Source organism: Microcoleus sp. PH2017_09_SFU_O_A (genome assembly GCF_020738625.1).
Lineage (GTDB): Bacteria > Cyanobacteriota > Cyanobacteriia > Cyanobacteriales > Microcoleaceae > Microcoleus.
Map to the genome: position 1 here is coordinate 1 of NZ_JAEQCF010000047.1, position 12,204 is coordinate 12,204.

Here is a 12,204-nt window from a genome sequence, read left to right on the forward strand (position 1 = left end):
AAGATTCTAAAAGAAGGAATGTAACTCGCATTAAAATTGCCAAGTTACACAATCGAATTGCCGACACCCGCCAAGACTTCCTACACAAATTGTCAACCACAATAGTCAACGAAAACCAAGTAATTATTTTGGAAGATTTGAACGTGTCGGGGATGGTCAAGAATCGTAAACTTGCCAGGGCAATTAGTCTGCAAGGATGGAGAGAATTCAGGACTCTTTGTGAGGGTAAGTCTGAGAAATTTGGCAGGGAATTCAAGGTAATTAGTAGATGGGAACCGACTAGCCAAATCTGTGCAGATTGTGGATTCAAATGGGGCAAGATTGATTTATCTATTCGATCGCGTGCTTTGCGTCAGTTGCGGTGTTGAGCAAGATAGAGATGAAAATGCTGCTAGGAATATAGAAATGGTCGGCATGGGGCATCGGCACGACCTTAAATGTACGCGGAGACAGAGTAAGACTATGAAAGGTAGCATCAGTCGATGAGCCGGGGAGTATGTCAAAACTAAAATCTAAAATCACATGAATTTTATCGGTGAAATCGCGGCTTTAGGTGCTGCATTTGTCTGGGCTCTATCTTCCACAATCTGGCAGCGAGTCGGACAGCAAATCCCCGCAGTTGTACTAAACTTGCTCAAAGGTGCGATCGCCCTGGTCATGCTTCTTACCACGATAATAATCTTAGGCAAATCCTTACCATCCGTAAACCCGAATATTTTAGCAATGCTGCTCATCAGCGGCGCCCTAGGAATTGGCATCGGAGACACCGCTTTCTTTATCGTATTAAAATATTTAGGCGCGAGGCGAGCGCTGCTTTTAGAAACCCTATCTCCCCCTTTGACAGCTTTATTCGGCTTGATATTTTTGCAAGAAAAGCTATCGCCTATTGCTTGTACAGGCATTCTTTTAACAATCTGCGGCGTAGCTTGGGTGATTGCCGAACGAACAGCCGAAACCACCTTACCATCAAAACATCTTTGGCAAGGATTAGGCATTAGTTTATTAGGACAAACAGCCCACGCAGCCGGAGCAGTTTTATCCCGCGCCGCCTTCGCTCAAATAGATATCGATCCCTTGTGGACAGCGGCCTTACGTTTGAGCGGAGGTATGGCAGTCATGCTGTGCTTTCTCAACCCCACAAACCTTGGCACTTTCCAACAATTAAAAGCGCCAAAAATATTAGGTGCAATAATTTTAGCAGCTTTTTTGGGAACCTATCTCGGAATTTTCCTGCAACAGACTTCCTTGAAATATGCACCCGCAGCCATCGCTCAAGCACTTAGTTCTACAAGTCCCCTGTTTATACTGCCTCTAGCCGTACTCGCGGGCGAAAAGGTTAGTCTCCGGGCTGTTGTGGGTGTGGTTTGTGCGATCGGCGGAATCGCGCTATTATTGGGATTGAGGTGATTCGATTTTAGATTTTAGATTTGATATAAGTTCTCAACAATAATGAAACTATACGTCAGATCCCAACCACGATTTTAGTCATCAATTTTTAATCTCAAACGTCTAATTTAGAATACTATGAATTATGATGCAGGCAAGCAAAACAATAATCATACCAATTTTCAACGAAATAACAGTATTCTTGTCCCCCCCCTTAGCAAGGGGGGGCTAGGGGGGGTCGAAGAGTGTTGCACAATTTTAGATAATTGGTATTATTTAGCAATTGCCAATCAACAGATTGACTGGCTTAAAAAACAGCCAGATGGCATTATATTTCAGCAACATTCCGGCGACAGCATCGTAGCAATCAAAAAAGATAAATCATGCTTGCTCCTGGTTTTGGTAGACAGAGAAACTTTGAGTACAAGTGTAGCTCAATCAATCCTCGACCTCAACAATCCACTTAAATTAATATTTCCATATTCCCAAGCAATGCTGTTAGCATTACTCTGGAAAACTCAACCAAAAAATATCTATATAATCGGTTTTGGGGGTGGCACTCTTCCCAGAATTTTGCATCACTATTTCCCTAACGCGATAGTCGAATCTGCTGACATAGACGCAACAGTTGTCGAAGTTGCTCAAAAGTTTTTTGGCATTCAATTTAATGACAGACTAAAAGTAGCCATTCAAGATGGTCGTCAATATCTTGCCGAACAAAATCCCACCATAAAAAATGATATAATTATTGTGGATGCTGGTTTTGGCAGCGGCTATATGCCCTATCCATTGGTCACACAAGAATTTTACCAACTCTGCAAAACGCACTTGTCAAATACGGGCGTTGTAGCTATCCACCTATTCCACAAACAAGAGTTTAATGCGGCGGCGGTTAAAACAATTCAAAGTGTGTTCGCACAAGTTTATATCTGCAATTTAGATGCTGGTAACAGTATAGCGTTCGCGACTAATGCTCCAGATTTAGCTAGAAATGAAATCTTCTTGAAAGCCGAACTTATTCAAGATTTCCACAATTTAGAATTTTCCTTAATAGAAATGTCGTTTCAGCTCAAAACATTAGCGGAATTGCCGGAATGGCTGAAAATTTGGGAAACGCTACCAATTTTTACAGATGCTGCAATGCCGAGGGAATATTTGGAGTGATCGCAATATCATACTAAGCTTGAAAATTTCTGGCTACAACACCAAATTTTAAGTAGAGTTAAATGGATGGTTGTGTTCTCAAAGATTCTTGGTTGTGCGTCGCGATGGGATTTTCTCTCTTTTTTGAGGATTAGCAGTGGCGACGCACCCTACAGATACTGTTGCATTGATTGTTGAAATTGGTATTAAACCAACTACTTGACAGTGCAATGGTAATAGTGTATTATGTAAGTAGTACACATATAATAAAAACATGAGACTAAAAAGTTGGGAGTCTCCCCGCAACGAGGGCAGAAACTCTAAAGGCAAAGGCGGCTCGGCCAGAGCTAGACAGCTCAAAAAGCAACAGCAAACTCTCCGAAAAAAGTTAAAAGCTCAGCACGATCGCCCAAACGATCGCCCACCAAACCACAAACCAAACAACAAAGGGAAGGAAACCGATAATTCCTTCCCTTTTTTTGTATCTTTCTGCCGTTGCTCAATCCCGCTGAATGTTCGGACAAATGGTGCGAGTAATACACTCCGGCGAGGGTTTCTCTTGCCAGCGGTTGAGAATTCCTTGCAATTCTCCTTTCAAAGTTTCTAACGCTGCAATTTGCCCGGAAATTGCCTCAACCTTGGCCGTTAGATGCTGCTTCGCTTCAGAGCAAGGCAACTCTCCCCGATCGCGAACTTGTAAAATATCCTTAATCTCCTGAAGGCTCAAACCCAGAGCCTGAGATCGTTTAATAAACGCCAACCTGTTGAATACCGCTTCCCCAAACAAGCGATAACCAGCCGGCGATCGCTCTACCGCCGGAGACAGCAGGCCCATTTCGTCATAGTAACGAACAGTTTTCACCGATAAACCGCTACAACCCGCTACAGAGCCAATTTTGTACAGTTTCTCGGCAACAGTAATATTCATACAGCAAGCCTCAAAGATCGAAGATCGAAAGACTTTTTTGATCCTATGTTTAGTAATGCCTCAGATGCAGAGTGGCGCGATCGCCACCTCACCCCCGTCGCCGTTGCGCGCTAATCTTAATAAGGAGGATTTTTCTTAGACACGTTGTTGAGCGTGGGCAACTGAGGTCGAGAAGACTGAGGAGGAAGATAGTATTCGGCAGCAGGGGCGGGTTGTTCGGCTTCAGAGCGGTAAACTTGCCACCAACGGAGACCCATCGCTACCCCAGCAGTACCCAGTCCAAAAGCCAATAAAGAGCCGCTCGCACCAATGCTGCCGATGGCTGCATCGACAACGCCCACTGTTATAACAAAGCTGGTAATTGGCTCTCTACGGTAAGCTGACTTCAAAAGTCGCGTCCACGAAGCATTCATGTGGTTTTACTCTGTTCTATATTTATCTAAAATCTCTAAAACTTAGAGTTGGCGGTGCGATCGGGATTTCTAGCTTTGAAACTAGCTTCACCTCAATTAATCTTCTCGCCTGTCGCGAATTGTACGGGAGCGAGGCCAAATTGCCAAGCTTGCCCAATCAAAATTTCATCCGACATACAAACCCAAAGCTAGCTCTTGCATTGTCTAAACCGATGTTTCTCGATCGACAAGTCGCTGGGCTTGATTTCTAACTAATATTCTAATCAATTCGCGAAGTGGTCGCGGTCAGCATGGTGACACCCTTGCGGCTGACAGTCCACACAAAGTATGAGGTTGACCCGCCCAAAAACGGGTACAAGCCCTCAACGCTCGCTTAGGGTAAATCCCCAAATTTTAGACTCCTGTTTTTTTCCCACATGAATCTGTGGCATCAAATCTAAAATCTAGAATCTAAAATCTAAAATCGACTGACCGCGCCCTTGCTAAAATTAGTTGAGACCTAACCAGGCCAGCAACCCCTGCCCTGTGACATACTCGATAATTAAAGTTAGGGAAAAACCGATCATCGCGGCTCGACCGTTCAGGCGTTCCGCGTAGCTGTTGAAGCCAAACTTTGGTTGTTCCAGTTTGGGAGTGACGGTAGGTTGTAGTTGTGTCATTGCTTTGGATACCTTGCGATCGACGCTAGTGAAATCGAATGTTAGTTACAAATCTTAAACATTTCTACTTCCATTATAAGGAGAGTTAACCGCCATCAACCGTCCCTGCTAAAAAAAAACTGCTGCCAATTAAAGCCACTCAATTATATCCGCTCAAAATATGACTAATCAGTTAGATAACGATAAGCTTCCGGTAGCTGCACAGCGAGTTGCCTTTGCCCTTCGGACAGCAGGCTGGGTGTGCTTCTGGGTGCAGTCAGTGCTGGCGGTGGTAGCGACGATTATTTTGCTCTTTGCCATCCCCTTTGCTATCCCGAGCGCCACTGCGCCTGGAAGTTCAACCAGTGCCGGCACCGGCGGCGGCGTCTTTTTTGCTCTTTGCGGGCTGGCAGTGCTCGGTTACAGCGTGTATCGCGCTTTCCGTTTCACCCGCTTGTCGAGAGAATTGCGATCGCCCGCCAACGCTGTCCGCCCCAAAAAAGCAGACACGATCAAACAAGTGCAGTTGACACTGATGAGCAACTTATTAGGAATGCTGCTGACACTGATCGGTGCAGAAGCTATCAGCGGCACGCTGTTAGCCAAATCTTTAGCTCAGCCGCAAGCTTTGTTCGGTGCGGCAGTAGATTTCAGCAGATTTATTCAGCCTTTAGACATATTTGTGGTGCTAGCCAATACTCACGCGACTGTTGCCCACTTTGTCGGGATTATCGGTGCTCTTTGGTTGCTCGATCGCATCCACAAGCAGTAGTCTTGGGGAATTGGGCATGGGGAATTGGGCATGGGGCATGGGGCATGGGGCATGGGGCATGGGGCATGGGGCATGGGCAGGAGTGGGAATTGGTTATTAGTTATTGGTTATTGGTTATTGGTTATTAGTTATTGGTTATTGGTTATTTGTGAGGGCCTACTAATGCCCTCTTTGCCCTCTTTGCCCTCTTTGCCCTCTTTGGCCAATGCCCCATGCCCTGTTTGCCCCATGCCCTGTTTGCCCAATGCCCCATGCCCCATGCCCCATGCCCACTATCCCCCAACTGACATCCGGAATCACTGCCAAGCTTTAGAAGAACGTACTCAGATACCTTCTAGCAAGACAACACAAACATCATGGCACTGAAACCCGAGGCTTATTTTGGGGTGACAGATCACGCAACTATTGAAATTTCTCAAGAAAGTTTTCGTTCTGTTCTCGGTCAAATAGAAGCTGAACTCCTCTGTAGCGACACCTACAGCCAAGCTCTAGCTAGCTTGCAAACCATGTTGGGCGAAGCAGCATCTGCTGCCGAAATTTTAATTAGAGCAGTTAGCAGAGAAGCAGTCAAGCTCGCATTCGATCGATTTGGCAAACCAAACAAAACGGAAATGCAAGTCGTCCAAGAGAGTGTCGCGGCTCCAAGTGACACCGCATCCTATGTTAGAGAAGAAGAGCCACCAGTACCTGCTCCTGTTTTCTATTGGCGCAGTGCTGCTGTGGAAGCTCCTGTTACAACAGAGTCCGAGACTGAAAATTGCGATCGAGATTCTAACACTTTAGAAGAAAACAAAGAAGCGCTCAAAGACGAAATTAAAGTCGATTCGGCTGCACCTGCAACTGTCATCGCCCCCGCTAAATCCTTCCCAGGGTTTGGTTTTCCCAAGAAGGAGAAAAAACTTACCAAGGAAGAGGAAGCAGCTTTAGCAGTTCAAGAGCGAGAAGAGTGCCTGCGGGAGTTGGGTAGAGAGTTGCGTAAGGGACGGCAAATTCGATCGCTATCCCTCCAGCAACTCCACAGTCAAACTCTCGTGCCGCTGCACCACATCGAAGCGATCGAAAATGGGGAAATCGACAAACTGCCCCAAGATATTTACGTTAGAGGTTTTATCCGCAGATTGGGCGACGCCTTAGGGCTAGACGGCACCGCGATGGCGAATGCTTTGCCAAAACCCGCTCCGAGTCCAATAATTCCCAGTACCTATTTGTCTGCTTCCAACTCCGACTCCGGCGAAGGCTTTCAAATGAGTCCGGTGCATTTGTACATCGGCTACACTGCTTTGATGGCTGGGGCGATAGGGGGTGTGGGTTGGTTGTCGCAGCAACCCGTTGTACCTGGGGCCAATGCAGTGGAGCCACAGGTGACACCGCCCGCTTCTGTTGCACCGTCTCCAAAAAGCCAAGAAAAAGCGCCTCAACCGGGCTTGAAGAAGTCTAAGAGTCACGGGGGCATGATTATGGGGGCTGACATGGCACCGCCGGAGGTGATTTTTGGTTAGAGTGCTACACGCGATTGCGATCGGTTGTCATTGGCAGGAGCGAAGCAATCGCAGTATCTTTTGTTGGCAGGGTTTTGCCGATCGAACTTTCTTGTCTAAATTGGACTGGGTGAGAGTGTGTCGGGCGATCGATCGTCCGACAAGACTCTTAGCGCAGTTGAACTCCCAAACAGAGTTTCGGAGTTCACCCACATGGGATACACAGCTTGAAGACATGAGTTGTGGAGAACAATCGCGGTTGAGATTTTAAGTTCAATCCCTCACCTTGAACTATCTGTGGAGTCAAAACTCAAAACTCAAATCTCAAATCGCTCAGCCTTGCACCCAAAGTGAATTTTCAAGTACATCAGGAAACCCAATATGTGCGATAAACTATCTATTTGACCAGTCCTAAAAAAGGTTTCCGATAAGATGAGTTCCCCAGCCACCGCTGCTTCCTCCGATATCGAGCCGCTATCGACTCAGGCACAAACAGTCACGAGTTTGACTGTATCGCACAGTGCTTTGGTAGCTGCTGCTCAAGTGCCACAAAAATCTTGGACAATAGAAGATAGCGAGAAACTGTACCGAATTCAAGGTTGGGGCGAACCCTATTTTTCGATTAATGCCGCCGGTCACGTTACAGTCTCTCCCAAGGGCGATCGCGGCGGTTCCCTCGACTTGTGCGAACTGGTAGAATCGCTCAAGCAGCGAAATTTGGCTTTGCCGCTGCTAATTCGATTTTCTGATATTTTGGAAGACCGGATCGATCGCCTAAATTCCTGTTTTGCCAGAGCAATCGCCCGCTACAATTACAAAAATGTCTATCGCGGTGTTTTTCCAGTCAAATGCAACCAGCACCGACAATTAATTCAAGATTTGGTGCGTTTCGGTCAACCCCATCACTTCGGACTGGAAGCCGGATCGAAACCAGAATTAATGATTGCTTTGGCGACCTTAAAAACTCCAGGGGCTTTGTTAATTTGTAATGGTTATAAAGACCGCGAATACATAGAAACCGCGATTTTAGCGCAGCGGCTCGGTCAAACTTCGGTAATTGTGCTGGAGCAAATTGAGGAAGTAGAACTCGCAATCGCCGCGAGCAAAGCATTAGGAATTAAACCGATTTTGGGAGTGCGAGCCAAACTAACTACCAAAGGCGTTGGCCGCTGGGGAGGTTCCACGGGCGATCGGGCAAAATTTGGCTTGACAATTCCTGAAATTATCCGCGCAGTCAACGAACTAGAAAAAGCTGGAATGCTCGACTGTTTGCAGTTACTGCACTTCCACATCGGCTCTCAAATTTCCTCAATTAGCGTCATCAAAGATGCCATTCGAGAAGCCAGCCACATCTATGTAGAATTGGCTAAATTGGGAGCTAACATGAAATATTTGGACGTAGGGGGCGGGCTCGGCGTTGACTACGACGGCTCTAAAACCAACTTCCACGCTTCCAAAAACTACAATATGCAAAACTACGCCAACGACGTAGTAGCGGGAGTCAAAGATGCCTGTGACGAGCGGAAAATTCCTGTGCCAATTATCATTAGCGAAAGCGGGCGGGCGATCGCATCTCACCAATCAGTCCTAGTTTTTGACGTACTCGGAACTAGCGATGTCCCCAGAGAAGTACCAGAACCAGTAGACGAAAACGCCCACCAAATTCCGCGCAATCTCTACGAAATTTACCAATCTATCACTCCCGAAAATTACCAAGAAGTCTATCACGATGCTATCCAATTCAAGGAAGAAGCAGTCAGTTTATTTAACTTAGGCTATTTGGGAATTGCGGAACGGGCGAAAACCGAACAGTTGTACTGGGCTTGCTGCGATAAAATACAGACAATCGCGCGGCAAAAAGACTATGTATCGGAAGATTTGGAAGACTTAGAAAAGGTGATGGCGTCCATTTATTACATCAACTTATCTGTTTTCCAGTCAGTGCCAGACAGTTGGGCTATTAACCAATTGTTTCCTATTATGCCAATTAACCGGCTCGATGAAGAACCGACTCAGCGCGGTATTTTAGCAGATCTCACCTGCGACAGCGACGGCAAAATCGACCAATTTATTGATTTGCGAGATGTCAAGTCAGTTCTGGAACTGCATACAATCAAACCTGGAGAACCTTACTATTTAGCGCTGTTTTTGGGAGGTGCTTATCAAGAAATTATGGGCAACCTTCACAACTTATTCGGCGATGCAAATACGGTTCACATTCAGCTAACTCCTTCGGGATATCATATCGAACACGTTGTGAAGGGAGACACGATGAAAGAAGTTCTCAGCTACGTACAGTACGATGCAGAAAGTTTGGTTGAAAGCATCCGCCGTCAGACAGAATCAGCTTTGCAGCAAAATAAAATTACTCTTTCGGAGGCTCAACTTTTACTGCAAAATTATGAGCGGAGTCTCACCCAATATACTTATTTGCAGTCCTAATCAGTTGGCATTTGGCAGTTGGCAGTTGGCAGTTGGCAGTTGGCATTAGTCATTAGTCATTAGGAGTGCTGTCTCCGCTCGCGAACCTCATCCAAGGTCATTAGTCATTAGTTGATAACTGATGACTAATGACTTATTAGGTAGAGTGCAAACGAAGAACTTTAGCAATTAGCAATTAGCAATTACCAATTAGCAATTACCAATTAGCAATTACCAATTAGCAATTACCAATTAGCAATTACCAATTAGCAATTACCAATTACCAATTACCAATTACCAATTCCCAATTCCCAATTACCAATTAGTCAGCAGTGCTGAGAATATCTGCGATCGCCCGTCGCTCTTCTCCTAGTATATTTGGTAACACTTGACGGGCATCAGTAATCAGCCAATCGAGAGCCGCCGCTTGCAAATCGATCGCCGCGCCAGTTTTGTCAACGCAGTAGCGCCCGAACACCAGTTTGTCAACCAACCGCACCTCGGGGCCCAAACGGGAATACTCAAAAATCACGCTGTTTTCTACAGTCGCCCCGCTGCAAAGCCAACAATTCGGGCCGATCATTGTCGGGCCGACAATTTTGGCTCCGTCTTCAATTTTCGTCATCGCACCAATGTAAACAGGCCCGGTAATATCAACCTTGTCCCAGTTGACAGCTACATTCAAACCAGCGTAAACGCCGGGGCGCACTTCAATTCCTGGAATCGAAACATTTTTAATTTCTCCCAACAGCACGCTCTGAATTGCTCGCCAATAATCAGGAACTTTCCCGATATCTACCCACTCAAAGTCCATGCTAATTCCGTAAAAAGGCGCACCTGCTGCTACTAGGGCGGGAAATAACTGCGAACCGATATCATATTCCATATCATGGGGAATATAATTGAATATTTCCGGTTCAAAAATATAAATACCAGTGTTGATGTCGGTACTCAGAGCTTCCTCTACAGAAGGTTTTTCTTGGAAATCTTTAATTCTGCCAGAATCGTCTGTTACCACTACTCCGTAACTGGGAACCTCATCGCGGGGAACAGATTTCATTACAATAGTAGCGATCGCCCCTTTTTCTCGGTGCCACTTCACAGCAGCAGTCAAGTCCAAGTCAATCAAAGCGTCGCCGCACAGCACCACAAAAGTATCGTCAAAAAACGGTGAGAAGTCCTGAATTCGCCTCATACCGCCAGCCGAACCGACGGCTTCTCCAATCATTTGTCCGTCTTCAATTCGCCCTTCAAAAGAATAGCCAATTTGTACCCCAAACTTTTGACCGTCGCGGAAGTAGTTTTCAATTACGTCGGCCAAGTGGGAAACATTGACCATAATCTGGTCAAATCCGTGCTGGCGGAGCAATTCAACCAAAAACTCCATCACAGGCTTTTGCAGGATGGGAATCATCGGTTTTGGTGTCGTGTGAGTAATGGGACGGACGCGAGTGCCTTTACCGGCCGCCAGAATCATCGCTTTCATGATTAACTTCCTCAACCCTCTGTTAATTGATATCAACTCAACAATTAGATGCTAGCGGTTGCGACCTTTATCGATCGCAGCACCATCATAACCCCGCCCAAAAACGGGTATAATTTTCCGACGCGAGCGTTCGGATCGATTTCAAAATTTTAGACGCTAGTTCAAGCTCTCAGATTTACTGCGCTGCGAGTAAATCTAAAATCTAAAATCTAAAATCTAAAATCTAAAATCGACTGACCTGTTTATAGGCGATATCCTACCAGGCTATCAATCATTTATCCGGAATTTGCCTGGATTTAACCAACCAGGAATCAGAAATCAGAAATAATCTCAAGTCCGGTTGAATGTACCTAAAAGTCCCCTAGAGGCAGGTTCGTCCGGAAGTCAAGAGTTCCAAAGACTGGTAAACCGGCGCCGGAAGCCTATCTGATGCACATCCAAGCTCAAAGCGCCCGGATTTTGAGGTCTTGGTAAAACTCCTCTTGAAGCAACTCTACTTTAGACTGAGCCGAGAGCAGCAACAACGCCCAAAAAACACCCACGCGGTCATAATTTGGTAAATGAACTTCCTCAGTCGATAGCGGGGGGTCGGGGTGGACAGATGAGTTAAAACCGTGATGGTGCCAGAGTTCCAGCAATTTGTCCAAGTCGAGCCAACCCTCATCAATTTCCTGGCCCCGTTCTGCCAGAAATCGATCGAGCTCGCTAGCAGTTTCCACGAGATTTTCTTGGTGAGCTAGCTCAAAGATAGCTTGGGCAGCTTGCGATCGCATTTTTGAAGTCGGGCGGCGCCGAGGAGCAACTGTCTGCTCCATTGCTGCTTTCATGAGCTGCAATTGCTCGATTAGTTCTGGGAGAGTTACCGGGCGTTTTTGTGGGAGTTGAGCTACACCGCGACGGCGCAGTTGTCGCTCCAGATGCTGCGGCAAATGTCGCCCTCCTGAGTGCTCTGTGTCTTCGAGGGCTGCTTCGTCCAATTCGGGATTCGGCGGGGGTTCACAGAGGACAATACTTTCTGCTTTGAGCAAAACCAGCATTGAAGCGTACAAAAACGCTTGGCCGGAGTGGGACAAATCGGAGAAATCCGAACTCTGATCGGCATCAGAGGCGTTGGTCAGCTTGCTCAAACATCGATCGAACACTTCAATTACCTTAACGTCCCAAGGATCGATTTCTCCCCGTTCTGCTAAATCAATTAAAATTGCGATCCCCTCAGAAATCGTTTCTAAACCATCTTGGTCTCTGGAAACAACCATTCGATTTTAGATTTTAGGTTTTAGATTTTAGATTTAGGGCTGATACACTCACCCGCCAATAAATCGGGTTTTTCAACCGAAATTGAGGGTTTTAATCAATCCAATAGGCTTGGGTTGTTCTCAGACAAACCGTATTAGTTTCTAGCCAACCGTGGGTACAGAAATGAGATTTGAGATTTTCCATCGCCACAAACCAGATAGAAACTGGGTGCATCTGAGTTTTGAAAATATGTTTGTAGGGGCGAAGCATGACCTCCGTGAATATGAGATTATAACTAATAAC

The 12,204-nt window shown here is 46.1% G+C and carries 12 protein-coding genes and 1 pseudogene; 7 read left to right on the top strand and 6 right to left on the bottom strand.

The window, feature by feature from the left end; genetic code table 11:
- The 3 genes and pseudogenes from JGK16_RS17925 to JGK16_RS17935 all read left to right on the top strand — a co-directional run.
- Positions 1 to 486: pseudogene (locus JGK16_RS17925) on the top strand (transposase); the annotation flags it as partial.
- A 36-nt stretch (positions 487 to 522) separates the two neighbouring features.
- The gene (locus tag JGK16_RS17930) at positions 523 to 1,407 is read left to right on the top strand and encodes a DMT family transporter (RefSeq protein ID WP_325315380.1); all 885 of its coding nucleotides are present in this window, start codon (positions 523 to 525) and stop codon (positions 1,405 to 1,407) included.
- 117 nt (positions 1,408 to 1,524) lie between these two features.
- A complete protein-coding gene (locus JGK16_RS17935; protein WP_293181803.1) occupies positions 1,525 to 2,550 on the top strand; it encodes a fused MFS/spermidine synthase in 1,026 nt (341 codons plus the stop codon).
- A 478-nt stretch (positions 2,551 to 3,028) separates the two neighbouring features.
- Here the strand turns inward: JGK16_RS17935 and JGK16_RS17940 are convergent, their stop codons facing one another.
- From JGK16_RS17940 to JGK16_RS17950, 3 genes are all read right to left on the bottom strand, one after another.
- Positions 3,029 to 3,457 (bottom strand): heavy metal-responsive transcriptional regulator, encoded by a 429-nt coding sequence (locus tag JGK16_RS17940; protein WP_293181806.1) that lies wholly within the window; start codon positions 3,455 to 3,457, stop codon positions 3,029 to 3,031.
- Positions 3,458 to 3,573: 116 nt separating this feature from the next.
- Positions 3,574 to 3,870 (bottom strand): hypothetical protein, encoded by a 297-nt coding sequence (locus JGK16_RS17945; RefSeq protein ID WP_293181807.1) that lies wholly within the window; start codon positions 3,868 to 3,870, stop codon positions 3,574 to 3,576.
- Between the two features lie 488 nt (positions 3,871 to 4,358).
- Positions 4,359 to 4,529: a hypothetical protein gene (locus JGK16_RS17950; protein ID WP_194065476.1), complete on the bottom strand. Its 171-nt coding sequence runs from the start codon at positions 4,527 to 4,529 to the stop codon at positions 4,359 to 4,361.
- Between the two features lie 160 nt (positions 4,530 to 4,689).
- Between JGK16_RS17950 and JGK16_RS17955 the strand changes: the two genes are divergently transcribed.
- From JGK16_RS17955 to speA, 4 genes are all read left to right on the top strand, one after another.
- On the top strand, positions 4,690 to 5,280 hold the full coding sequence (locus JGK16_RS17955; RefSeq protein WP_293181809.1) for a DUF3611 family protein: 591 nt from the start codon (positions 4,690 to 4,692) through the stop codon (positions 5,278 to 5,280).
- Positions 5,281 to 5,636: 356 nt separating this feature from the next.
- Positions 5,637 to 6,779: a helix-turn-helix domain-containing protein gene (locus JGK16_RS17960; protein ID WP_293181811.1), complete on the top strand. Its 1,143-nt coding sequence runs from the start codon at positions 5,637 to 5,639 to the stop codon at positions 6,777 to 6,779.
- Position 6,780: 1 nt separating this feature from the next.
- Positions 6,781 to 7,029, top strand: a complete 249-nt coding sequence (locus JGK16_RS17965) for a hypothetical protein (protein ID WP_293203312.1) — start codon at positions 6,781 to 6,783, stop codon at positions 7,027 to 7,029.
- Positions 7,030 to 7,190: 161 nt separating this feature from the next.
- Positions 7,191 to 9,200 carry a biosynthetic arginine decarboxylase gene (speA, locus tag JGK16_RS17970; protein WP_293191636.1) on the top strand — a complete coding sequence of 670 codons (2,010 nt, stop codon included), beginning with the start codon at positions 7,191 to 7,193 and terminating at the stop codon, positions 9,198 to 9,200.
- Between the two features lie 301 nt (positions 9,201 to 9,501).
- On the opposite strand, the gene JGK16_RS17975 is transcribed toward speA, so the two are convergent.
- The 3 genes from JGK16_RS17975 to JGK16_RS17985 all read right to left on the bottom strand — a co-directional run bounded on the left by JGK16_RS17975 (position 9,502) and on the right by JGK16_RS17985 (position 12,171).
- Complete coding sequence (locus JGK16_RS17975; protein WP_293181817.1) at positions 9,502 to 10,665, bottom strand: NDP-sugar synthase; 1,164 nt, start codon at positions 10,663 to 10,665, stop codon at positions 9,502 to 9,504.
- A 443-nt stretch (positions 10,666 to 11,108) separates the two neighbouring features.
- Positions 11,109 to 11,921 carry a segregation/condensation protein A gene (locus tag JGK16_RS17980; protein WP_293191638.1) on the bottom strand — a complete coding sequence of 271 codons (813 nt, stop codon included), beginning with the start codon at positions 11,919 to 11,921 and terminating at the stop codon, positions 11,109 to 11,111.
- A 91-nt stretch (positions 11,922 to 12,012) separates the two neighbouring features.
- The gene (locus JGK16_RS17985) at positions 12,013 to 12,171 is read right to left on the bottom strand and encodes a hypothetical protein (protein ID WP_293181821.1); all 159 of its coding nucleotides are present in this window, start codon (positions 12,169 to 12,171) and stop codon (positions 12,013 to 12,015) included.
- Between the last annotated feature and the right edge of the window lie 33 nt (positions 12,172 to 12,204).